At 37.2% G+C, this 24992-nt stretch carries 21 protein-coding genes; 12 read left to right on the top strand and 9 right to left on the bottom strand.

Annotated features, from left to right (window positions below):
• Positions 1 to 148: 148 nt before the first annotated feature.
• Entirely contained in the window at positions 149 to 922 is a 774-nt protein-coding gene (locus tag A8B79_RS00290; protein WP_066216438.1) for a hypothetical protein, read from the top strand.
• Between the two features lie 18 nt (positions 923 to 940).
• Here A8B79_RS00290 and A8B79_RS00285 read toward each other — a convergent pair whose 3' ends face one another.
• Positions 941 to 2746 carry an ABC transporter ATP-binding protein gene (locus tag A8B79_RS00285; RefSeq protein ID WP_235603508.1) on the bottom strand — a complete coding sequence of 602 codons (1806 nt, stop codon included), beginning with the start codon at positions 2744 to 2746 and terminating at the stop codon, positions 941 to 943.
• Positions 2747 to 2948: 202 nt separating this feature from the next.
• Here A8B79_RS00285 and A8B79_RS00280 point away from each other — a divergent pair, with 202 nt between their 5' ends.
• The 3 genes from A8B79_RS00280 to A8B79_RS00270 are packed head-to-tail and all read left to right on the top strand — an operon-like array spanning position 2949 to position 5325.
• Positions 2949 to 3443 carry an NfeD family protein gene (locus A8B79_RS00280; protein ID WP_066216432.1) on the top strand — a complete coding sequence of 165 codons (495 nt, stop codon included), beginning with the start codon at positions 2949 to 2951 and terminating at the stop codon, positions 3441 to 3443.
• Positions 3444 to 3451: 8 nt separating this feature from the next.
• Positions 3452 to 4387 carry an SPFH domain-containing protein gene (locus A8B79_RS00275; RefSeq protein ID WP_066216429.1) on the top strand — a complete coding sequence of 312 codons (936 nt, stop codon included), beginning with the start codon at positions 3452 to 3454 and terminating at the stop codon, positions 4385 to 4387.
• A gap of 2 nt (positions 4388 to 4389) precedes the next feature.
• Entirely contained in the window at positions 4390 to 5325 is a 936-nt protein-coding gene (locus A8B79_RS00270; RefSeq protein WP_066216425.1) for an SPFH domain-containing protein, read from the top strand.
• Positions 5326 to 5413: 88 nt separating this feature from the next.
• Here the strand turns inward: A8B79_RS00270 and A8B79_RS00265 are convergent, their stop codons facing one another.
• Positions 5414 to 6262 carry a M23 family metallopeptidase gene (locus tag A8B79_RS00265; protein WP_066216422.1) on the bottom strand — a complete coding sequence of 283 codons (849 nt, stop codon included), beginning with the start codon at positions 6260 to 6262 and terminating at the stop codon, positions 5414 to 5416.
• 29 nt (positions 6263 to 6291) lie between these two features.
• Between A8B79_RS00265 and A8B79_RS00260 the strand changes: the two genes are divergently transcribed.
• The 4 genes from A8B79_RS00260 (at position 6292) to A8B79_RS00245 (ending at position 12130) form a co-directional block, all read left to right on the top strand.
• A complete protein-coding gene (locus A8B79_RS00260; protein ID WP_066216420.1) occupies positions 6292 to 6882 on the top strand; it encodes an RNA polymerase sigma factor in 591 nt (196 codons plus the stop codon).
• Between the two features lie 695 nt (positions 6883 to 7577).
• A complete protein-coding gene (locus A8B79_RS00255) occupies positions 7578 to 8477 on the top strand; it encodes a hypothetical protein (RefSeq protein ID WP_153038302.1) in 900 nt (299 codons plus the stop codon).
• Positions 8478 to 8539: 62 nt separating this feature from the next.
• Entirely contained in the window at positions 8540 to 9511 is a 972-nt protein-coding gene (locus A8B79_RS00250; protein WP_066216414.1) for a FecR family protein, read from the top strand.
• Between the two features lie 6 nt (positions 9512 to 9517).
• Positions 9518 to 12130 (top strand): TonB-dependent receptor, encoded by a 2613-nt coding sequence (locus A8B79_RS00245; RefSeq protein WP_066216411.1) that lies wholly within the window; start codon positions 9518 to 9520, stop codon positions 12128 to 12130.
• Positions 12131 to 12143: 13 nt separating this feature from the next.
• On the opposite strand, the gene A8B79_RS00240 is transcribed toward A8B79_RS00245, so the two are convergent.
• From A8B79_RS00240 to A8B79_RS00215, 6 genes are all read right to left on the bottom strand, one after another.
• A complete protein-coding gene (locus A8B79_RS00240; protein ID WP_066216409.1) occupies positions 12144 to 12554 on the bottom strand; it encodes a hypothetical protein in 411 nt (136 codons plus the stop codon).
• Entirely contained in the window at positions 12535 to 13656 is a 1122-nt protein-coding gene (locus A8B79_RS00235; protein WP_066216406.1) for a 6-bladed beta-propeller, read from the bottom strand. Before A8B79_RS00235 ends, A8B79_RS00240 begins: the two co-directional genes overlap by 20 nt.
• 66 nt (positions 13657 to 13722) lie before the next feature.
• Positions 13723 to 13929 (bottom strand): hypothetical protein, encoded by a 207-nt coding sequence (locus A8B79_RS00230; RefSeq protein WP_066216403.1) that lies wholly within the window; start codon positions 13927 to 13929, stop codon positions 13723 to 13725.
• 123 nt (positions 13930 to 14052) lie between these two features.
• On the bottom strand, positions 14053 to 14418 hold the full coding sequence (locus A8B79_RS00225; RefSeq protein ID WP_066216401.1) for a helix-turn-helix domain-containing protein: 366 nt from the start codon (positions 14416 to 14418) through the stop codon (positions 14053 to 14055).
• A 132-nt stretch (positions 14419 to 14550) separates the two neighbouring features.
• On the bottom strand, positions 14551 to 15915 hold the full coding sequence (locus A8B79_RS00220; protein WP_066216399.1) for a sensor histidine kinase: 1365 nt from the start codon (positions 15913 to 15915) through the stop codon (positions 14551 to 14553).
• A gap of 11 nt (positions 15916 to 15926) precedes the next feature.
• Positions 15927 to 17303: a sigma-54-dependent transcriptional regulator gene (locus A8B79_RS00215; protein ID WP_066216397.1), complete on the bottom strand. Its 1377-nt coding sequence runs from the start codon at positions 17301 to 17303 to the stop codon at positions 15927 to 15929.
• Between the two features lie 269 nt (positions 17304 to 17572).
• On the opposite strand from A8B79_RS00215, the gene A8B79_RS00210 reads away from it, so the two are divergent.
• Positions 17573 to 18823, top strand: a complete 1251-nt coding sequence (locus tag A8B79_RS00210; protein WP_066216858.1) for an efflux RND transporter periplasmic adaptor subunit — start codon at positions 17573 to 17575, stop codon at positions 18821 to 18823.
• Between the two features lie 94 nt (positions 18824 to 18917).
• Here the strand turns inward: A8B79_RS00210 and A8B79_RS00205 are convergent, their stop codons facing one another.
• Positions 18918 to 19274, bottom strand: coding sequence for a four helix bundle protein (locus tag A8B79_RS00205; RefSeq protein ID WP_066216394.1), 357 nt, complete (start codon positions 19272 to 19274; stop codon positions 18918 to 18920).
• Between the two features lie 120 nt (positions 19275 to 19394).
• Between A8B79_RS00205 and A8B79_RS00200 the strand changes: the two genes are divergently transcribed.
• Genes A8B79_RS00200 through A8B79_RS00190 form a run of 3 tightly spaced genes read left to right on the top strand, consistent with a single transcriptional unit; the run spans position 19395 to position 24989 of the window.
• On the top strand, positions 19395 to 20084 hold the full coding sequence (locus A8B79_RS00200; RefSeq protein ID WP_066216391.1) for an ABC transporter ATP-binding protein: 690 nt from the start codon (positions 19395 to 19397) through the stop codon (positions 20082 to 20084).
• Between the two features lie 20 nt (positions 20085 to 20104).
• Positions 20105 to 22564 (top strand): ABC transporter permease, encoded by a 2460-nt coding sequence (locus tag A8B79_RS00195; RefSeq protein ID WP_066216388.1) that lies wholly within the window; start codon positions 20105 to 20107, stop codon positions 22562 to 22564.
• A gap of 10 nt (positions 22565 to 22574) precedes the next feature.
• On the top strand, positions 22575 to 24989 hold the full coding sequence (locus tag A8B79_RS00190; RefSeq protein ID WP_066216385.1) for an ABC transporter permease: 2415 nt from the start codon (positions 22575 to 22577) through the stop codon (positions 24987 to 24989).
• Positions 24990 to 24992 lie beyond the last annotated feature (3 nt).

Here is a 24992-nt window from a genome sequence, read left to right as displayed (position 1 = left end):
CGGAAGCTCCTGCTTCCTATGACAAATTGAAGCAAGTGAAGAAGAGCTTCAACATTACGTTCCGAACGGGACGTTCGGAACGAGAACTAAACGAAAACTCAGACTATTATATGAAAAATCTTACATCAAATATTCAAGTTACTAGGATATGAAAACTTGTGTTTTCTGTGGAAGCAACGTCAAAATTTCGAAAGAACATGTTTGGTCTTCTTGTCTTTTAAAGAAGAGAAAAGGTAATAATAAATATACAAGCAATTCTGTCGCTGATAAGTTTGTAGGACCTAATTCTTTACAAGTAAAAGATGTTTGTGAAAAATGTAATAACGACAATCTTTCTGAGCTAGATAGTTATATATGCCAACTTTATGATTCACAAATTAACAATGTCATCGAGGTAAATGATAAAATTTTATTTGAATATGATTTTTCTCTATTGTCTCGATGGCTATTTAAAACTCTTTATAATAATGCTAGATCAGGAAATGCTGATAAATATTTTATTGCACTTCTAAATACATTTAACCAATACATCCTAAATGGGACTAATAACCCAACAGCGTTTTTAGTCTTTCTTCAGCTTATAATTCCTTATGAAGAAGGCAACACTAAGATACCGCCAACTTACATGACAGCTGGAACAATAAATATTCCAAAACTTAATGTTGAAGATGTATATACATTTGTTGTATGTATAGATTCTTTTCGTTTTTTTATTGTTGTGCCTAGATTAAATGCAGAAATTAATATTTCCGAGCTTGAAGAACTGTTCTCTCAACTTCCTGCAACTAAGGCATCAGTTAGACTTAAAGATTCTATAGATAAACAATTAATTTCTGCTTCTGAAATTACTACACTATATGCTGTTGGCCCATTAATTATGAATGATTTATGTCTTTGGAGTAAACTAATTGACAAAAGATAAATTTTGCACAAGCACAGCTCACCCAACCTCCCCTGCCAAATCTCTGAACTGCAACTCATATAAATGGCTGTATAAACCGCCGTTGGCCAGTAATTCGGTATGCATTCCTTCTTCTACGATTTCGCCTTTATCCAGTACCAGAATTCGGTCTGCATTTTGAATAGTTGATAGACGATGGGCGATCACAAATGTGGTTCTGCCTTTCATCAATCGGTTTAAGGCTTCCTGAACTTGTGCTTCCGATTCGGAATCCAATGAAGAAGTCGCTTCATCCAACAGTAAAATTTCGGGGTTTTTTAGGATAGCCCGGGCAATTGCCATTCGCTGTCTTTGTCCACCGCTTAGCTTCACTCCTTTTTCACCGATCAATGAATCATATCCATCAGGATGTTCAACTATAAAATCATGGGCATTGGCATCTTCAGCAGCCTGAATGATCTCTTCATCTGTAGCATCCAGTTTTCCGTACTTCAAATTGTCTTTTATCGTGGTACTGAACAAGTGAACTTCCTGCGGCACAATGGATATATGCTCCCGAAATGATTTTACTTTCAGGTCACTGATCGGAGTTCCATCCAGTTTTATTACTCCCTTCTCAGCGTCATAAAATCTTGGAATCAGATTCAACAACGTCGTCTTTCCGGCTCCACTTGGACCAACCAATGCTATCGTCTCTCCTGCTTTTGCTTTAAAACTGATATTCTTTAAAACCGGTCGCTCTTCTTCATACCGGAAACCAACTTCCCTGAATTCCAATTCTCCTTCCACATCGGTTACTTCAATTGCATCCGGTTTGTCATCTATCTCCGGGATTTCATCCAACAGTTCAAAAATACGTTCTGAAGCTCCGGCTGCGGTATTTACGGCCGTGTATAATCTGGAAGTCTGGCTAATGGATCGGGAAATATTCAGTGCATAAATGATGAAAGCCACCAGATCTCCCGCACTTAATCGACCTTCAAGAACTTCTTTTCCTCCATACCAAAAAATAACCACTAGCGTACCCATGAACATGATTCCCACTCCGCTCCAGAACAATTGAGTAAGCACTACTTTCTTCCGGACGGTTCCGAATAATTTCTCAATAGAGTCAGAGTACCGGGTTACTTCATAGGTTTCCCGAACAAAAGCTTTCACCAAGCGAACAGCTCCAAGTGCGTCCTCGGCAACAGCGGTAGAATCTGCCAATTCATCCTGAATTCCTCGTGACAGTTTTCTGATCTTCTGTCCGAAATAACGAGTGGCAATCGTTACAAACGGAACGGTTACGAAGATCACCGCACTCAGTCTCCAGTTCAATGCAACCATCAACGAAACGGAACCGATCAGCGAAAAAGAGATCGTTAATAATTGTGGTAATGAATCCGTCAACGCTGTTCTGATGGAACCAACGTCGTTTGTAAGCCGTGAAGTGATCTCACCTAAACGTCTCTCCGCAAAGAACTTAAATCCCAATCGGTGAAGATGTTCATATACTTTTTTCCGGAGATCGGTGACAACCCTTTCCCCAACCCATTCCAGAAAATAATTCCCGGTAAAACTGAACAGCGATTGAAGTACGAACAATCCTATCAAGCCAATGGCGAGTAAGTTTAATAAACTGCCATCTCCTTTTTCGAATACTGCGTCCAGTAGTTCTCTTAGTCCAAGCGGAACTGTGAGCCAGATACCCGATGCCAGTAGAACAACAACCGTTGCAAAGTAGAACCTTCCTCTGTACGGTTTACTAAGCGCAAATATCTTGATCAGCGTATCCTTTAAGGAAGCAATGGAGTGATTTTTCTTTTGTTCTTCTTTTTTATCGGGCATTTGTGTCTTAGTCATTCAGAGCGAAAGCGATGAATCTGCAAGTCTGGTTTATACTTAGATTTGCAGATCCTTCGGAAGTATCCTCAGGATGACAATATTTAATTACTAATCATCTCAGGATGACAGCTCAAATAAACGCAAAATTAGTGCCAAGTAAACAAGATTTTTATCTCGCAATTTGGTATCTACTAAAGACAGTAAAATTCATCACAAAGCTATGGACAGCGAACTACTTACCTGGATCTTTTTAATTGGTGGAGTCATCCTGATGTTGCTCGAATTTGTGCTTCCGAGCGGTATGGCATTGATCTTAGGAGCAAGCGGACTTCTTGTTGCACTCGCACGTTTTCTCGGTTTTCTGGACGACCCGATTACTGCAACTATGGCATGGATATTTACTTCTGCAGGAATTTCTATTATGGCAATGCCATTCATAAGAAAATATTTGAAGGGAGAAACTTCTTATAAATTTGCGGATGAAGATTACGAAGCCATGGATCAGATCGTAGAAGTGGTTGAACCGCTGAATGAACATAACGACGAAGGAAGAATTCGTTTTCAAGGAATTTCATGGCAGGCCAGAACTTTGGAGGGAGAAGTTCCCGCAGGCACAAAAGTTAAGATCAAGTATCGAGACAATACCACCTGGATAGTAGAACCCGTGGATCAGATTCAGGAACCAACCTCAGAAAAACTTAAACACAAAAATTAAAGGCTATCATGTTTTGGACAAGTGTTCTTATCACATTAGTCGTTCTGTACTTCATTCTCACCCGATTATTTATCATCGTGGAAATGAGAGAAGAAGTAATACAAGAGCGACTCGGTAAATTCAAAAAGAACTTAAAACCGGGATTTCATTTTCTGGTACCGTTTGTGGATCGCCCGGCTTACAGACGCGAAATGCGTGAGCAGGTTCTGGATGTTCCAAGCCAAACTTGTATCACCAAAGACAATATTGAAGTGGCTGTTGATGGATTAGTATACATTAAAGTGATGGATGCCCACAAAGCCAGTTATGGAATCAATAACTATCAGGCGGCGGCTATTAATCTTGCTCAAACCACCATGCGTTCTGAAGTTGGTAAGATCACATTGGATGATACGTTTTCTGAACGAGAAGCCATGAATGAAAATATCGTTCGGGAAATTGATAAAGCTGCCGGTCCGTGGGGAATTAAAGTACTTCGGTATGAGATCAAGAATATCCGACCTTCCAATGAGATCGTGGACACCATGGAAAAGCAGATGGAAGCGGAACGTGAAAAACGAGCTGAGATCACTCATTCCGAAGGTTTTCGCCAGGCAAGGATCAATGAATCTGAAGGTGAACAACGAAGCCAGATCTTGGTTTCCGAAGGTGCTCGTCAACGCCGAATTAATGAAGCGAAAGGTAAAGCCAAAGAAATTGAATTGATCGCCAATGCAACGGCAAATGGAATTCAACGAATTGCGGAGGCCATGCAAAAACCGGGTGGAGAGCTTGCTGTTCGTACAAAATTGGTGGAGCAATATATCGAGCAGTTCGGTTCTATACTTAAGAATTCAAACGTTTCAGTACTGCCTACAGAAACGGCGAACTTGAAAACTTTCTTTGAAGGGGTAAGTAAAGTGAGCGATCACACAAAGAGTAAAGAAATTAAAGGAGACAACTAGTCATGGAAATCATTGAAATTATTAGCCAGGTTCTGGTTGGTCTTTTTACTTTGTTCATCATTTTCAAAGTGATCAAATCATTACGTCTTGTACCAAATCAATATTCTTACATTGTAGAAAGGCTGGGAAATTATCACAAAACGCTTGGACCCGGATTTCATGCACTGGTTCCTTTTGTAGATAAAGTAGTTTATAAACAAGATCTGCGTGAAGAAACCATAGAAGTGGAACCGCAAGAATGCTTCACTAAAGACAACGTAAAAGTTGAAGTAGACGGCGTGATCTATTTAAGCGTTATGGATCCGGTAAATGCAAGCTATGGAGTTACGGATTATCGCTACGCTGCTATTCAGTTGGCACAGACTACAACGCGTTCGGTAATCGGACTTATGGACCTGGATCAAACTTTTGAAGAACGTGCTTTCATGAGTAAAGAAGTGGTTAAAGTACTCAGCGAGATCGAGATACCGTGGGGAATTAAAGTTCATCGCTATGAGATCAAAAATATTCTTACTCCAAGAACAGTACAAAATGCAATGGAGAGACAAATGACCGCAGAGCGTGATCGTCGTGCCGTTATCGCAAAATCTGAAGGAGTTCAAGGCTCTAAAGTAAATGATGCGGAAGGTATCAAAGCGGAAATGGTGAATATTTCTGAAGCAGAAATGCAGCGACAGATCAACGAAGCGGAAGGTTTGGCTAATGAGATCGAATCTATTGCGACGGCTACCGCCATTTCCATCGAAAAAATTGCAGCTGCACTTTCACAACCTATGGGAGCTGAAGCTATGAAACTTCGTCTTTCTGAGAAATACCTGAATACACTGGAAGGATTGGGTCAGGATAAAAACGACATCATTCTACCAAAAGATATTTCAAGCTACGATGCGGTTATGAAAGGGTTGTCTTTGGATGAATTTAAGGAGAAGAAGAAGTAAGAATATCCAATATCCAACACCCAACATTCAATATCCAGTAACCAATTAAGGTTGGAATTTGGTTCTTGGGTATTGAGATTTAGCTATGCTAATAAGCTGTATAGGTTTCTTTTTCTTTTAGAGTTATGATCCCATCTTTGGTTGCAAATTTGACAGGTATTGAAATAAAGCCTCCACCCTTTTTTGCTTTTAATACCGTGAAGTGAAGATGAGGTCCTGTTACATAACCGGTAGCGCCGGAATATCCTATTCTTTCTCCTGCTTTAATTTTCTGTCCTATTCTTACAGAAACACCGTTCTTTCTTAGATGCGAATATTGGGCAAAAGTACCATCGTCATGTAAAATGGTTACATAATTAGCTTTATCTAAAAATGATTTGCCACTTCCTCCTTTAGAATAACTTTCCTCTGTTTCCACCACAATCCCTGCTCTGGAAGAGTACACTTCTGTTCCTTCTTTCATATTGAAATCCAAAGAATACCGGCTTTCTCCACTATGTGAAAACTTTCCGTTGTATCCCTGATCTAAACGGTGTTGTTCTCCAATTTTAAAAGGAAGTCTATAGCCCTCTTTGTCATTATGTTTTGCAAGAATACTACCTTGATAAAATATATAGCTGTATTTCATTCCCCAGGATGATTTTGGGTCTTTAACCTTCATTTCAGCAATTTTTTCTTTAGACCTCCCATTAAGGACTGTAATAAGTGGGTTACTTTCTGATGAAGTCATATTAGTCAGCTCAGCATCTAGCTCTATGGTTACAGGATAGTAATTACTATTCGATGCATACAAAGCAACTCCATTTTTTATTTCTCTTTTTTCTATAGTTACTGAGTTATCCTGAATTACCTTGAATCCACTTACAATAAGGATTACTGACAGCGCGATCGCGACCAATCTTATACTTTTAATATTCTGAAATCTTTCTTTGTTCATTAACACTACTTGGAATTATATTCTCTGATATGAACTCGCTCTTATTACAACTTATTTTATTGTTGGCCTCAGTTGATTCTGATGAATTAACCGATCCCGAACTCGCTATAAAGATAAAGAACGGAAATCACGAGGCATTTAAAAAGTTTTTTGACCGCTATAATGCATTTCTTCTTAATTATTTAATGAAGAGAGGAACTGCCAAAGAAGCCGCAAAAGACTTGGTTCAGCAGGCTTTTGTTATGATCTGGGAGAAACGCGACGAAATAGACGAAACAAAGTCTCTTAGAGCATTTCTGTTCAGAATCGGATATACAAGAATGCTGAATCTATTCAGAGATCATTCCAAATTCGATGAAGAGGCAGATCCGGAGGAGAATACATCTCATGAAGAACCTGAAGATGAGGATAACAAAAGAGCTGAGCTTAACAGCGCAATTGAACAAGCTATTTCAGCTATGCCTGAAAAGAGGCAAGAAGTTTTCCGGCTCTGTTTTATTCAGGAATTTACTTATAAAGAAGCTGCTCAGGTATTAGACGTATCCGTAAAAACAGTTGAAAATCATATGGGACTTGCACTAAAAGATATGCGCGAATCATTAAAACAGTACCGTTTGTAGATGTCAGCTAATTCGCTTACAAAAAATTATTCTGCTTAATCGTCCTGACGTTTTCAGAAAAAGTTTCCTACTACTCCGATCTTTAGAATTTTTGGCGAGCCAAGAACGCAATGTAATCTACGGCTCCGAAGGAGCAATCATTACACTCTGGCTGATTCTTGAATATGCATCATACACAGGTAGACCTTTTGTAATGATTAGTCGATGTAATGGAGTTCACGCCAATAATTCTTGGCGGGAGCTTTTGGTACTTTTGGCGGTACAAAAGTACACAGAGCAAAGAGGTAGTTACTTATTTTCAGGCTAAAACAAGTCTACCTACTTTTGTCTTGATACAAAAGTAGCAAAAGATCAAGCCGAAGTATTTAAGACGGGTTCACTGATCCTGCGCTGAATAATCCTAAAGGTCTTCGTGCATTCTGAGGTAATTAGTACACTCTTCACCAGAAAGGATTATTCCTGCTTCGCAGACGCATCCGGATCATACTCTCTTCTCCGTCTTAAATACTAAGGGCGAATTTTTCTACGATTATCAATATTAAACTGTCAAAGAATTACGTAACATCTACACCGTTGACTGCTATCTGAAATTTGTTTTTTGATTTTTTTAAAAAGGATTGGGGGTATTCAATTCTACTCGTGTACTAAAGGCAAATGACACAAATGTCTTTAATAAAAACAAAAGAGAAATCACTATGAAATCTTTACAAAACATATCAAAACTAACACTATTGGGCTTAAGCCTCTTAGTTACCTTTGCAGCTTGTTCTGCCGTAAATAATGATGTTGACACCCTTTCTGATGAAGACATCGAACTGGCTACACAAATTATCGGAGAGTCTGTATCTGATGAGAACTCCGGGATTATGAGTAGTATGTATGATGCCGTTTCCACTGTTGGCGATGAAGGCATTTCTTATGGAAATGATCACAGAAAAGTTGACCCGGATGGCAGAAGCGGAAGAGGAAGAGAAAATAATTACTCCTATTCTTATGATTCTGATACCGGCACACATACCTTAGAATATAATCGTAGTGTAAATCATGGTGACTTCAGTAAAAATATAGCACTACTGAATACTTATATCTTCAAATCTCCTGAAGGTGATTTTATAGCGCGCCCAAGAGCTAATGCAGATTCTATTGAAAGCGTAGATTTTACAGGAAATAAATCAGGTTCTGTAAATTCCCGAAGAGGAAGTTCTGAATTCGCTCGTGCAGATACTTTCGCTATTGCCGGCTTACACAGCACAAGTTCGATAGTAAGTATTGACGGAACTCATCACGGAGAAGGAAGTGCTTCAGGTTTTACCAGAGACAGCGTTGAGGTATCCAGAGATTTTACTGTGGACATTGAATTCCTGAATGTTGAAATCGAAAAAGATACCGTTGAAGCTAATGGTAACCTGGAACAAGGTGTAACCGGAACACTTAATTACAGCATAGTTTTAAACAAAGCTTTTGGGGATGAAGCTGATACTCAAGTAATTGAAGGTACTATTGAATTAACGGGAGACGGAACTGCCCTGTTAAGATTCAAAAAAGTAGCCAAAGTTGTTCGATTCTCATTAAAAGACGGATCAACAGAAGATTAAACTACTAACCAACATGAACTGCAGGTTGATGATTTAACCTGCAGTTCTTTTATATTAGAATCATGGAAACTAAAGACCTTTTACCTGATAACGATCAAGACCTGCTGTTGGCTAAACAGTTGGATTCTGCGTTACAATCGGGTGAAGGTTTTTCAGGTATTCAGGACCCATTGATTCAATCTCTTTTAGCTTACCAAAATAAAGAGCATACTCAGATTGACACTTTAATTTCAGAATCTTCTGAAATGTGGGATAAAGTGTTTTCAGAAACTACATCACAAAAGAAAGCCAGGATCACATCACTTTCAACCCGAAAAACGAATACATGGGCTTGGGCAACAGCAGCTACTGTATTGCTTGCAGCTTTCCTGGGAATTTTTTGGTTCACAAATTTAGATAATCCGGTTTTAGTCGCTCAAAGTGGAAATGCCATTGAATCGGTAATATTAGCAGATGGGTCTCAAGTGTCGCTGCGTCCGTATTCATCTCTCTACGAAATCGAATTATCAGATTCTAAGAGATCCTTTGAGCTTGAAGGAGAAGCCTTTTTTGTAGTTACTAAAGATATTAATAAACCTTTTTCTGTTGCTTCAGATAATGGAATTGTTACCGTATTGGGAACGCAATTCAATCTGAGCACATGGGGAAACGAGACAAAAGTATTTCTTGAAGAAGGAAGTGTGAGACTCTCCGATCTCCATCAAAATTCCATCGTTCTTAAACCGGGTGAAAAAGCCACTATATCTCAGAACTTATTAAGCAATGCATCTCCGGCAGACGCTGAAGAATTTAAAGACTGGCTGAATGACGAAATTGTTTTAAATAGCACTCCTGTTTCGCAGGTAATAAACGAACTTGAACATCATTTTAAAGCAACGATTGATATTTCAGGTATGCAAAATACATCAGAGCTGATATCTGGTACAATTGCATTGGATGAACTTTCTACCACACTCAATGACTTGGGTGTAATTTTAGGCGGCACATTCAGAGAAGTAAATTCAAATAGCTTTAAGTTTATTCCTTTAAATTAAGGTTTCATGAAAACCTTATTAAAAATAACTTTCTTTCTTTTTTGGGCAGGAATTGTAAACCAAAGCTTTGCACAGGATTCTTCTTCTCCAAAAACCTTGTTAGAATTGATCAGTTCTATTGAACAGACTTCAGACATGAGATTTCTGTACCGAGAAGCACTCGTAAGTAATATAAATGTCACCGTTTCTTCTGACTCCCCCACTCTTTATGAAGATCTCAGGTCTCAGCTTCTGGAATTTAATATCGGGCTTCAGGTAAACTCTGAAAGAAACCAAGCCTTGCTTTTCAAAACCGGAAATAAACAAAACAAACAAGAAGCTGTTATTTCTGGATATGTAGTTGATGCTGAAACCGGAGATCGATTGCCATACTCTACCATATCCTGGCTCGAAAATGGTGAAATTACAGGTGTAGCTTCCTCAACTTCAGGCACCTTTCACGCCCGCATAAATTCTTCCGGTTCATCGATTCCTCTTTTATTCTCCTTTGTAGGATACGAATCGAAACGGGTTGATTTCGACATTTCATCAAAATCTGAATTGAATGATATTGCTGTACGATTGCAACCAAGACTCTATGGCGGCAGCGAGATCATAGTTAATGGAAACTCTTTATTCAGTCCATCAGATACTGTGTTCAGTAGTTTAATCGAAGCCGGATCTTTTAGTCCTTTGGGGGACAACAACTCTGCAAAAGCTTTACAATCACTTCCATCGGTACTTGCGGGGCCGGCCATCCAGGATGGTTTAAATGTCAGAGGCAGTTCATCAGATGGCTTTCGCGTATTACTGGATGGAATAACGCTTTATAACCAAAGCCATTTATTCGGATTGCTGGACGGTCTTAATGCAGACGTTCTCAGAACCAGTGGTTTCTTTTATGATGTCACACCGGCTCAATTTCGGGCACCTCTTGGTGGAACACTTACCTTTTTAACCAAAACCGGAAACCTTCAAAATTTTGAAAGTTCTGTTGGCCTCAGTAACACCGCCTTAAGCGCCACTTTGGAAGGCCCTGTTGTTTTGGGAAAATCCAGTTTCCTGTTTTCAGGTCGCCATTCTTACATCGATGATTTAAACTGGTTTAACAATCAGGGAATCATAAAATACGGGCTGGATATAGATCGCAATTATGATTTTCAAAGTGATACGGTACGCAAATTTATAGATCGAAATGTACAAAATGTAAATGGTAATGCTTTTTTCTACGACTTACATGGTAAGCTGTATTTCGAGACTAGTTCGGGTTCACAATTGATTGCAAGTATGTACTTTGGGAAAGATGAAGCCAACCAATCCTATGATCGCCGAATTCAGCAACAATCACAAGAATTCAATACCAATAATGAGTGGTCGAGCAAAATGGTTAAGCTGGCTTATAACACTCAACTTCAACATGATATAAATTCTGAAAGTAGCATAGGGTTCAGCGATTATTATTCAAACTATTTGAAAGAGGATAACGACTTCCGAAGGCCCGAAAACGACAATAACAACCAAAACGCGACTATTGAGATCTTGCCGTTCAATTTAGAAAATGAACTTCAGGAATTTCAGATCAATCAGAGGTTCAGCAAATCCTTTGAACATTTTGGATTAGATTTTGGAGTCACTTACAGCGATTTCGAAGTTCTATATACTGAATTAAGTCCGCGTAACCAATCCTTCCGAAGCAGACGAACAAGTCAGTTACTGGACATGTTCAGTCAGTTTGATTTTGCAAATTCTACCGAAGCTCATGTCAGTTTAGGAGGCAGGTTATATTATTTCAGCAATGGAAAATATTTAAAATGGTCTCCAAGAATTAAAGCGCAGTTCTTACCTGAATCAGCAGTTTCATTTGGACTAGGCTATAGTAAAAACTATCAGTTCTTACATCAATTAGATTTTTTGACTGTAAACAGCACTGATTTTTGGGTTATGACTAATAATGAGCAACCACCCTCTTCAGTCAGCTATTTTACTACAAATGTAAGATTACGACCTTCAAATTCACTTTTCTTACAGGTTGAAGGCTATTATAAACTTTTTGACAATCTGCGAATTCACAGCTTAGCCGATCATTTTATTTCATCCTTTTTTGATGAAGATGATACAAACCCATTCCTTTTTAATAATACAGGAGTTGGTAAGGGTATTGAATTTCTACTGAAGAAACGATTCTCCCGATTCAGTCTTTCATCTACCTACACTCTGGCTTCTACAGAACTTGAGAATTTACTCATCAATGACGGCAAACCTTTTCATCCTTCTTATGACCGGACACATCAGTTTTCTTTGATTGGTGATTTAGATCTGTCTAATGGACTGAGTTTTTATGCCTCCTGGAATTTTGCAACGGGGACTCCAAATAATGTGCTTTCAAGAGATGAACAAGCAGAAACCAGAATCGGGGATTACTCAAGGCTGGATGTTTCTCTTAAATATATTCTCAGTACCGGAAATACAGAAAAAGCTGAATTCTTATTTTCTGTTTATAATCTGTTAAACACTCAAAACCCTTGGTATTCTGATTTTAAAGCAGGCAGGAATACAAACAATAACCGAATTATCCCCGGTTTGACTACCGTTTATGATCTGGGAATTCAACCCAGTTTCAGAGCAAAGCTGTATTTCTAGAATTGTATATTTTTTAATCCTTTCCTAGCTCTCCCAAATCTATAACCTTATCATCATAAATCAAGATTTTATAAGGCAAAAAAGGGATAAGTTCTCTTTTTCTAAATAACCCTTTCTCATCTTGAATTGAAAATAGTTTAATTGAATTTGCTGTTAAGTAATTCTCAAAATTAGAAACATATTTTTCATTTACAATTAATATAACTTTGTTAGAATTGGCATATTTACTATTCCACTCTTCAATTTCTTGCTCACATGGGGAACACTGGTTTACAGATGTAAATAATACAAATACCGAATCAGGTATTTCTTTTTCCCAGCCCAATTCCGTTAAAGTATCTACATATTCTTTAGGATGCTTGTTTGAGCAAGAAACAAAAACAATAAGACTTAAAATGATATAGCTAAATCTCGATAAGCTCATATATCCCAATTTTAAATTCCTCAGGATCCTCATCTTCAATAAAATAAAATTTGTTATTTTGCACCTTAATTAAGCGGTGATTAGCCTCTAGTGTTGTTATATAGGTATAATTTTCTTTTGAGTAAATTGAAAAATAGTAGTGCAAGTCAGATAAATCCTTAGAATCAAACCATTCCTCAGTACCATTTAAATAAAAATTACCTATGTATTCATCAGTACTAAACACTAATTCATTATTACTTTCTGATAAGCTATTAAGATAGTTTTCTTTTCTATTTCTGTTTTTTGATGATTTTTTTTCTCCCTCACCATAATTATCCGATTTAAACCCAAAGTACTTTATAAGGCTACCTGTTCTTAAATCAAACTCTTGGAATCTATAACTGTTTTGGTGTGAGACTAAAATAGTTTGTTTTTCTCTATCTATATAAAAAATTGGTCTGTAATAATAAGATTCGATATGCTTAAGATAGGGGTCGTAAGTACCTATATATCTATTTTTAAGTTCATCATTTTGGTTATCAACCTCAGCAATCATAATCAAAGGAGAATCGATTAATTCCTGAGAGTTATCAGTTGTTGCTACTGCCCCTGCTCCAAGAATTCCTACATATATATTTTTACCAACTACCTCAATATCATGTGAGGTTATATAATATTCTTTATTTTTAATCTTATAAATTGAAGTAAGATTAAGAGAATCATTTACGATTTTGATACCTCTTAAAGCATCATCGTAAACGTATAAATTATTAAGCTCATCCAATGTATATGCATATACAAGTTCAAACTCTAGGGGACCTCTTCCTGCCCTTCCAAATGTTTTTAAAAATTTACCCTTACTGTCATAAATAATGAACTTACTTTCAATCGTATCAAAAAAGTACATATTTCCAAAGGTATCAAACTCTATGTTATATAGAGGTGCGCCAATACTACCATTTTTATGATTTTCAAGAGTAATAGTAGAAATCTTATTCAATTTTAGCTGAATGTTTTCTTTAGTTTTTTTTGAAAAGTAAGCATCATTTGCATCTTCTTTTTCTTTTTGAACGCAGCTTAGAAAAGCTAACAAGAAAAAACACTGAACAAATAGTTTCATTGAATTAAATTTTAAAAAAGCCAACCTAGAAACTAGATTGGCTTTATTATTAAACGAATTTATAAGCTATCCTTCTATTATTATAACTGGCATTACATAACAATCTCGAGGATTACCAGCACAAGGATACCTATCGTACCTATCAGCCATTGCCCAATATCCATCCCCATCAAATGCCTCTGCTTTCTCGGGTTTTGCCAATAAAAAGCTCATGATAATTACAAAAATAAATGTAAATCCAAATCCAAATGATTTTAATTTCATATTCTTCATAGTCTTTCGAATTTAAGTTAATATTAAAAACCGATTATAGGTTAGACTAAGTGATTAATAATAACAATCATTTTCTGTATCTCTTTTCTGTATCTCTTTTCTGTATCTCTTTTCTGTATCTCTTTATCTGTATCTCTTTATCTGTATCTCTTTATCTGTATCTCTTTTCTGTATCTCTTTTCTGTATTCGATTGGTGAGAGTTTCGTATGCCTTTTAAAAAATTTATATAGACTTTGTTCGTTTACAAACCCGAACTCCAAACAAATAGAGTAGTACTTTTCGCTTGGATTTTTAGTAAAATATTCAATAATGTTTTTAATTCGTATCTCTACAAATGCTTCGGCTGGTCTCAGTCCATAAAACCTTCTATAGTCATAGGAAAATTTACTAGTTTTCTCGTAGCCCATGATTTCAGCCCATTCATTTACATTAGATATAGATGTTATATTTTCCTCCAACAAAGAATTAGCCTCATGAATTTCTTTCATAAAAAATAAGTTTTAGATTAATATTTCACCTATTTGAAACCTATATTTTTATGCCCTTCCTCTTGAATTTAATTCAATTAAAGCTATTTAAAGATTATAATCAAACTCTATCTTCTTTTTGATACTTAACCATTAAAACCTCAATCTAAAAACTGTTTTCCCTTTTTCTGACTCCAGCAGATACAAACTCCCGTTGTGTAGCCTCATAATTTGCCTGGATAAACTCAACCCGATTCCTGATCCCCCTTCCGGAGAGTTCTTGCTTGTTGTATAGAATGGAACGAAAATTTTCTCTGCTGATGACTCTTTTATACCCGGCCCATTGTCCTGAACATCTATAAAAGCATGTCCGGATTCATCAATACCACCTTTTAAGATCACTTTAGGGTCCTGCCTGTTTTTCAAAACCTTGAATGCATTTTTTACAACGTTGATCAAAGATTGTTCTATCAACTGGCTGTCAGCAACTACTTCAATAGAGTCAGATTCGAATTCAGTTTCAACCGTTATGGATCTGGAAAGAGCTTCTCCTTTCATTAAATTTTTAACTCTGTCTACGATTTCTTTCAGGTGTACAACATCAAAATCAGGACTTGGAATTTGTGTAATGTTCCGGTACGAATCCACAAACCGCATTAAACCTAAGCTTCTTTTGTTGATCGTCTGAAGAGCCTCCTTTACATCTTCCATTGTTTCTTCGGATATATCCTTATTCCCTTCTTCGCTCAATAAATTACCCGCTAACATTGTATTTACTGTATCAGATAGTGAGGCGATCGGTGTAATGGAATTCATGATCTCATGTGCTAAAACCTGAGTTAAGTTTTGCCAGGCTTCCATTTCTTTTTCTTCCAACTCAGATGAAATGTTGCTTAAAGAAATGATCTTATAAAGGTCTCCTTTTACTCTGAACTCGGTAGCAAAAATAGCGATCTGAGATTCTCTGTTTTTTATGGATGTTCGTACCAAAGTTCTGGCTCCGCCTTTCAGATCCTGAACAGCTTCAAATAAAGGCTCACTGATCTTTTTAAGTTGAGATACATTTCTTAAAACCGCGGTTCCCAATATCTTTTTTGCAGCCGTATTAAATAATTCTATTTCACCATCTTTATTGAAAGAAAACAATCCAATCCCAATATGCTGAACCACCGTTTCCAGATACTGATAGCTCTCTTCTCCTTTGGCTCTTTCCCGATTAAATTTTTCTATGATATTGTTGAAAACAGAGTTCAGTGATTCCAACGATTCTCCATATCCTTTATTAGAAAAAGACTGTGAGAAATCATTATAACTTATAGCTTCAAAAAATCGCTTAAGATTCTTATTTGTTATCTCGACATACCTGATAAGATTTATAACCTGAAGTACAACTACTACTCCTATCAGCACTAAACTCACATAATATTGAGTGTTTAATGCTATATAAGCTCCAACCAAAAGAACTATAAACAGAAATAATACTCTAAAAATAATTCCTACTCTCAGACTTCTAAGCATTATGAATCTCTTTAAAGTCCATATTTGTCCATCCTTCTGTAAAGTGACGCCCTGGTCAGACCAAGTTCCTCTGCTGCTTTAGAGATATTTCCTTCATGCTTTTTAAGTGCTTTTCTAAGAACCATTTTTTCAACTTCTTCCAGATTGTAATCTTCAAAAACAACTTGTTCGCTATCACTTATTTCCTGAGTTAAAAGAAAATCGGAAGGTTGCAATATTGTGGATTCACTCATAATCACAGCGCGTTCAGTTGCATGTTGAAGTTCCCGCACATTTCCCGGCCAACTGTGTTTCTCTAGCTTTTTGATGGTTTCTTTTGAGCATCCACTTACTTCCTTCTTGTATTTTTTTGAATACAGTTTTATGAAATGATCTGTTAATGCTTCAATGTCTTCAATCCGATCTCTCAATGGAGGTAACTGAATTTCTATGGTATTGATCCTGAATAAAAGATCCTGCCTGAATTTGGTGTCAGCTACCATTTCATTTAAAGACTGATTGGTTGCACATACTAATCGTATATCAATTTCTTTTGATTTTGCGGAGCCAACTCTGTTTACCTTTCTGTTTTGTAACACAGTAAGAAGTTTAGACTGAAGCGGTAACGGAAGATTTCCGATCTCATCCAGAAATAAAGTTCCTCCGTTGGCAAGTTCAAACCTTCCTGCTTTGTCTTCTTTAGCATCTGTAAATGCTCCTTTCACATAACCGAACAATTCACTTTCAAAAAGAGATTCTGTGATTGCTCCCATATCCACATTCATAAATACATTTTCATGGCGCGCTGATCTTCTGTGAAGTGCCCTGGCGATCATCTCCTTCCCGGTTCCGTTTTCTCCAAGAATTAAAACATTGGCATCAGTAGCTGCTACTTTCTCAATGGTATTGAATACATTTATCATTGCAGGACTTCTTCCGATGATATCCCGGTAATGATGATCTATATCGCTGTTGATCTGCTTTTGTGTCTCTTTTAATTCTGCTACTTCTCTTTTTGAATCCGTGAGTTGCATTGCGGACATTACCGTTGTAAGAAGCTTTTCATTCTTCCAGGGCTTTAATACAAAATCGGTGGCTCCTGCTTTTACGGCTTGTACAGCTTTATCAATATCACCATAAGCAGTTATAAGAATCACGGCTATGGAAGGGTCTATTTCAAGAATCTTTTGTAGCCAGAAGAAACCTTCTTTACCGCTACTCACATCTTCGGTAAAATTCATATCCAACAAGATCAGATCGTATCTGTTGTTTTTCAGAAGTGTTGGAATAGAATTCGGATCCTTTTCAGTTTCTATGGATTTCACATGTTGCTTCAAAAATAAACGGGCTGCCTGCAAAACATCGGCATCATCATCTACTACTAAGATCTTTCCTTTCTTGGAGGTCATATCAATTTGTTAGTTCACATCCTTTTATCAAATACTGTACCTAAAATGAATTCTATTGTTAAAATCGATTCCGGTTTATATAAAACGAATAACCTGAAATTTCAGGTGTTCGATATCGAACAGTAAGTGTATCAAAATGAACAGTAAAATCCTACTAAAGCCTCAAAAACACTGATCTGATGAGTTTCTGATGCTTTGGCACAGTAGTTGACATTATATAGGAAAGAAAAACATTCATCTTTAAAAGAGTTTAAGAACAGCCCATGGGAATGGACAAGAAAATTGAAAAGAAAAAGTGGACGCCTAAAAGGATTGGTCTAATTGTTATCGTTTTAGCCTTCATTGGATTTACTATCTACAGCTTTGCTTATATGGATTTCAGATCCACACTCAATGTCGAAAAAGAAAAGCTGACTATTTCCACTGTTGCTGAAAATTCGTTTCAGGAGTTTATTCAGGTCTCTGGAACAGTTCAACCAATTCGTACCATTTTTCTGGATGCACTGGAAGGCGGTGTGATCAAATCCGTTAATCTGGAATCGGGAACCAATGTAGAAAGAGGTGACACCATCGCTGTTTTAACAAATTCTGCTCTCCAACTAAGTGTACTTCAGCAGGAAGCAAGCCTTTATGATCAGATAAACAACGTCAGAAACTCCCGTTTAAATCTGGAACAGAATAACCTTCGGTTGAAAGAACAATTGATCAGTGTAGAAAATCAATTGAACCTTGCTAAGCCTGAATTTGAAAGACAAAAATCTTTGTACGAGAAAAACCTCACGTCTGAACAGGAATTTCAACAGGCTAAAGAAAATTATGAGTATCAGAAGAAGAGATATGAAATAAGCTCCGAGTCCTTTAAACGTGATTCAGTTCAAACAAGATCGCAACTCAGACAACTTGATGAATCTGAAAAACGAATGTTCAGAAGTCTGGATGGAGTTCAGGCTATTCTTGAAAATCTGATCGTGACTGCTCCAATTAACGGACAACTTACCACTGTAGAATTACAACAAGGTCAATCAATAAACAGAGGCGAAAGAATTGGACAGGTCGACATTTTAGATAATTATAAGATCAGAGTTGGTGTGGATGAATTTCATTTGTCCAGAATTACTACCGGTCTGGAAGGCTCTTTCAATTTTGCCGGCCAAACCAATGAATTGGTTATTACGAAAGTTTATCCGGTTATCAATAATGGCCAATTTCAGGTTGATATGGAATTTGTGAATGAGGCGCCGTCCGGATTAAGAAGAGGTCAAACTGCAAGAATCCGACTAGAACTTGGAGAGTCCTCAAATGCTTTGCTTCTCCCAAGAGGCGGTTTTTATCAAACCTCGGGAGGAAATTGGGTATTCAAGCTTAATGAAGATGGTACTCAAGCAGTAAAACAGAATATTCGATTAGGTCGACTGAATCCTGAGTATTACGAAGTATTGTCGGGATTAGAAGCTGGTGATAAAGTAATTACATCAAGCTATGACACTTTTGGAGATAATGAGGTTCTTGAACTGCAATGAGCATTCTGAAAAAGAAATATTGCCAAAATGAATCACCCAAAGACTTTTCAAAAAAGCTAACAGCTGTTAGCTATCAGCTGTTAGCTTTTCCTCCTCATTTTCTCCCAACTGCTATATATAATTTGCTCAACATTTTTTTTACTTCTATTAATTCATCAAGAATTATTTGGCAATTACCATCACTTACAAACCGTAGGTCATTTGATAAAATAATTTGGTATTCCAGTTCTGAAGCAGAGCCAAGTGCTATGTTTAAGAAGTATGCAAACTGGGAATCACTCCCTCTGCCACAACCTTCAGCAATATTTGTTGGAATTGAAGATGCTGAGCGTCGCATCTGTGTCACGAGTCCATATATCTCTTCTTTTGGAAAGCTTGTAGTAAGCTCATATACACGCAGTGCTACTTTGTGTGATTTCTCCCATACTTTCAAATCTCTGAAATTCTTCATAAGTCAATATAATTCATTGGTTAAAGCTGTTAGCTGTCCGCTAAAAGCTGACTGCTTTAACCAAGTAAGACACACTAAACCAAATTCCTTACATAACTTTTAATAAAAACATAGAAAACAATGATACAAGCAAGAAATCTAAAAAAGGTCTACTCAACAGAAGAAGTAGAAACAACTGCTTTGAACAACGTGAATATCGAGATCAAAGAAGGTGAATTCGTAGCCATAATGGGTCCTTCGGGTTGTGGAAAATCCACTTTGCTGAATATTATGGGTTTGCTGGATAATCCCAGTGACGGCGAATATCATTTTCTGGGACATGATGTTTCTAACAGAACGGAAAGAGAACGTGCTCAGCTTCGCAAAGGAAATATCGGATTCATCTTTCAAAGCTTTAATCTGATCGACGAGCTTACTGTGTTCGAAAATGTGGAACTCCCTCTTCTCTATCTGGGAATGTCATCAGACGAAAGAAAAGAAAAAGCAGAAGCAGCACTGGAAAGAATGAGTATGATGCACCGGCGTAATCACTTTCCTCAACAACTATCCGGTGGACAGCAACAACGTGTAGCCATTGCCCGTGCAGTTGTAGCAAATGCTAAACTGATCCTTGCCGATGAGCCTACCGGTAACTTGGATTCCGATCACGGTAATGAAGTAATGAAAGTGCTTGCAGAATTAAATGAGCAAGGAACGACAATCGTAATGGTAACTCACTCTCCACACGATGCGGACTATGCGATGCGCGTAATTCATTTATTTGACGGACATGTAGTTACTGAAAATATGCAAGAAGGCTTTCACGTCTAAAACTATTAAAGGAATCTGCCATGCTTAAGAATTATATAAAGATCGCCCTTCGTAGCCTTTTCAAACAAAAGATGTACTCCTTTATCAATATTTCAGGATTGGCTTTAGGAGTTGCTTGCTGTGCGTTGATCCTGCTCTATACAACAAATGAATGGAGTTTTGATAAGTTTCACTCCAAATCAGATCGGATATATCGTGCATGGACATTGGAAGACTATGGGGAAGGTGATATTTATTTCAATACAGTGACGCCATTTGTATTGAAACCTACTCTTGAGCAAAGCATACCTGAAGTTGAACAAATAGCCCGACGATATGTATTCAATGATCTTGTTAAACGATCTGAATCTGATGAGTCTTTTTCAACTTCAATACAAGCGGTAGACCCGGAATTCTTTTCCATTTTTGATTTTGAACTATTGAGAGGCGACTCTGAACAGCTTTTTTCAGGGCTGAATGAAGTTGTACTTACACCGGAATTGGCAAGCCAATACTTCGAGAATGAAGATCCATTACAAAAAACTCTTTTAATAATGATGGGAGGTGAATTCCAAGCATTTACTGTTACCGGGATAATAGAAGAGCCTCCAACTAATTCCAGTATTCAATACGAATTGCTTATCCCAATGGAAAAGGCTAAGACGATTCTAAACCCAAACTCACTACTGAATTGGTACAGCGTTACTCCTGAAACTTACGTGCTTCTAAATGATCAAGCTGATTTATCTTCTGTAAAAGCAAAGTTCCCTGCAATGATGCAGCAGGCACTTGGTGAGGATTATAATGAAGGAGAATATGAAGTTGGGCTCCAGCCTATCACTGATATTCATTTAAATACAGAATTTCCGGTTGGAATTGCTTCCGTAAGTGATCCGACCTACTCCTACATTTTAGGAGCTATTGCTCTTTTAATACTAATTATTGCTTGTGTCAATTTTATGACCTTGTCCATAAGCAGATCTACTTCAAGGGCGAAAGAAGTCGGGATCAGAAAAACGATTGGAGCAGAACGGCATCATCTTATGTACCAATTTTGGGGAGAGGCACTGTTGATGACTGTATTTTCAGTCGGTTTGGGTGCTCTTATTTCTGAGATTTTGCTTCCTTTTTTCAATCAACTTTCCGGAACACAGCTTTCACTTCAGCTAAGTATTGACAGTATTCTACTCTATTCAGGTTTGGCTCTTTTCATCAGCTTAATTGCCGGTATTTATCCGGCTCTTGTTCTGTCAAATTTTAAACCTATTGAAGTACTCAAAGGCAAGCTTCAGATAAAAGGAGATAAAAGCCTTTTCAGAAAAGGAATGGTTGTATTTCAATTCACGATTTCCATTTTTCTGATCGCCTGCACTCTTATGGTCAATAAGCAGCTGGATTTCCTTCGTTCAAAAGATCTGGGCTTCCAAAAAGAACAAGTAGTGATCCTGCAGACTGATCTCAAACTTGGACCGCAGATGGGACTTTCAAGGATTACGCAAGAATCTGCTCATAAAAAGGAACTCCTTGAAAGTCAAATCTCCGGGAATTCAAATTTTATGGATCTGGCTTCTTCCATTTACACTCCTGCACAGCAAGGTTGGATTGGAGTTGATTTTAAAGATGCTGATCAACAGACAAGACGAATGAATATCAATTTTGTTGATGCTGATTATCTGAATATGATGGGGATTGAAGTTTTAGCAGGTAGAAGTTTTTCCGATGAAATCACTTCTGATGAGCGCAGAGCTATTATTGTAAATCAGGCTCTGGTAGATGATTATGGATGGAAAAATGCAATTGGCAAAAAACTTCCGGGAAGTAATTTTGAAGACCACGAGATCATAGGTGTAGTTGAAAACTTCAATTATCAATCCTTACGGACTGCTGTTGAACCTTTAGCTTTGTCTATCAACCCTTCTTTGCTATTAAGTGGTATTGCAAATATTGGATTTTTTAACTCTCCTTCACCTAGGATTTCATTAAAAATAAGCTCCGACAATATCCCCCAAACGATCAGAGAATTGGAACAAACCTGGGCGGCAGTTTCACCCGGAGCTCCATTTGATTTTCAATTTCTGGATAGTTCTATTGACAGCCAATATCGACAGGAAGAGAGATTACAAAAAATAGCAATATCAGGTTCAGCTCTTGCCATTATTATTGCTTGCCTCGGTCTTTTTGGTCTCGCTTCGCTAATGATCTCAAGAAGAGTTAAAGAGATTGGTATCCGAAAAGTTCTTGGTGCTTCTGCTGCAAGCATTACTCTTTTAGTTAATAAAGAATTTACAATCCTTGTACTTGTATCCATCCTTTTAGCTGTACCGATGGCCTGGTATGCAATTGGTGTTTGGCTGGATGACTTTGCTTACAAAGCTGATATAGGTTTTTGGACGTTCCTGTTAGCAGGAGCAATCGCAATTTCTATCTCCTGGATAACGATTAGCATCCAATCTATTAAAGCTGCACAGGTAAATCCGGTTAAGAGCCTCAAATCCGAATAAGGAAAACATTATGCTTAAAAATTATTTCAAAATTGCTTTCAGATCATTCAAAAAAAATAAAGCTTACTCTGCTATCAATATTTTTGGCTTAGCTATTGGAATTACGTCACTCATATTCATTCTTCTTTTTATACAAGATGAGCTGAGTTATGACAAATTCCATGAAAATAAAGATCGATTATATAGAGTTACCGGTTCTTATGATCGCGGAGAACAGAAAAGAGTAGAAAGTGCATTAACCACTTACCAATTGGGGCCTCAAATTGATTTTCAATTTCCACAAGTCGAAAAAGCAGTTAGGATAAGCCCAAATAATAATTCTAACTTTCTTATCAATGGTGAAAACATACATCAAGAAAATATTGTTTTTGCTGATAGTGGTTTCTTTGATGTCTTTTCATTCCCATTAGTCGAAGGGGATAAAAAACATCTCTTTAAAGTTGCCAACGAAGCCGTTCTTACTCAATCTACCGCCCAAAAAATGTTTGGCGATGATAACCCAATTGGTTCTGTCATAGAAATGGATGGTATTCCTATTACTATTTCTGGAATTATGGAAGACACTCCATCCAACTCTCACTTTAGTGCCAGTATGATAATTTCATCGGAAACCATACATGATCAATATCCTAGTTGGGTACGCGATAATTGGAGCGGAACCAGTCATTACACATACATACTTCTCGATAAAAATATATCTCCTGAAGTATTTGAGCAGGAATTAAATAAATATTGGGATAGCACATTCAAAGAATATGGAGATATCGCCCAGTATGCTGAGTTTTCCCTTCAACCATTATCAAAGATCCACCTCGAGTCTAATCTTGTTAATGAAATTCAAGCTAATGGAAATTTGACCTACGTTTATATTTTTGGCGCAATAGGATTTATAATTGTTGTAATTGCTGCCATTAATTATATGAATTTAGCTACAGCACAGTCACTTAACCGCACTAAAGAAGTAGGTATAAGAAAAGTTTTAGGAGCCGAAAAAGGGCATGTAAAAAAGCAATTCTTAAGTGAGTCGCTACTTATATCTACAATAGCCTTTGTAGTAGCTCTAATTTCAGTAGAAATCATTATTCCTTTCTTCAACCAAATTACCGGTAAAAGTATTGATGTCATTTTCCCCAATGACCTCCCTCTAATCTTCGTAATTTTTGCTTCGGTACTTGTTATCGGTCTTATTTCAGGTGGATATCCTTCATTTTGGCTATCTAGACTATCTATTATCCGAACTCTTAAATCGAACAGTCTGGGGTCTAATAGAGGTGGAGAGTTATTAAAAAGAGGATTAGTAACGCTTCAATTCAGTATTTCGGCAATCGTTCTGGTGAGTACCATCCTAATATCCAAACAGATTCAGTTTGTTCAAAACAAAAATCTTGGAATTAATCCTGAACAAGTTCTGGTTATCCCCTTCCAAAATTCTGAAATCGCCAATCGGTTCACAGAAATTAAAGAAGAGTTGATAAAAGAATCATGGGTTTCTAGTGTTACTGCTACCAATAACCCGTTGCCCGGTAGAATTACCAACTGGAGACCCTATAGAACTAACGGGAGTGATGAAAACCTATCCATACCAACGATTGTTGTTCATGATGATTTTATTGAAACCATCGAAGCGGAAATTAGCGAAGGTAGAAATTTTTCTAAAGATAGAATTTCTGATCGAACAAATGCTTATTTGATAAATGAAGCGGCAGCTCGTTTTCTTAATCTTACTAATCCGGTAGGTTCTAAATTGGTAGGAAGTACGTTTACAGGAAATGAATGGGGAAGTAAAGATGCAGAAATTATCGGAGTGGTTAAAGATTTCCATTTTACATCACTTCACGATGAAATACAGCCCGTTGTATTTTCGCTTTCCTCAGAGCAAACAACTCCTCTTAATAATTTAGCCGTACGTGTGCGTGCAGAAGATTTAGAAACCGCTATCTCTGGATTAGAAAGAACCTGGAATACATTTTCTAATGGGGTGCCTTTTGAATATTCATTTTTACAGGATGATATTTCACTTTTATATGACGCTGAAAAAAAGTTTCTCCAGCTATTCTCGATTTTCACAACACTAGCAATCATCATTTCTTGTCTTGGTATTCTTGGTTTAGTTGCTTTTGCTGTAAATCAAAAAATGAAAGAAATTGGCATTCGAAAAGTATTGGGAGCAAATGTTGTTGATATCATTTGGGCATTTGTTAAAAGCTATTCCCAACTAATTATTATCTCAAACCTTCTTGCATGGCCAATCGCTTATGTTCTCATGAAAGATTGGCTAGAAGACTTTGCATACCGTGTTCCAATAAGTATGCTAGAATTCGTAATAGCGGGCGCAATCATTTTTCTAATCTCAATAGGCACCATTTCAATAGTTGCTTATAAAGCCGCTCTTTTGAATCCCGTTAAGAGCCTTAAATCTGAATAAGGA

This window comes from Balneola sp. EhC07 (genome assembly GCF_001650905.1).
In the GTDB taxonomy this organism is placed as follows: Bacteria; Bacteroidota; Rhodothermia; order Balneolales; family Balneolaceae; genus Balneola.
Note: the sequence above shows the minus strand (reverse complement) of the source record. Positions and strands in the feature narration are given on the sequence as shown.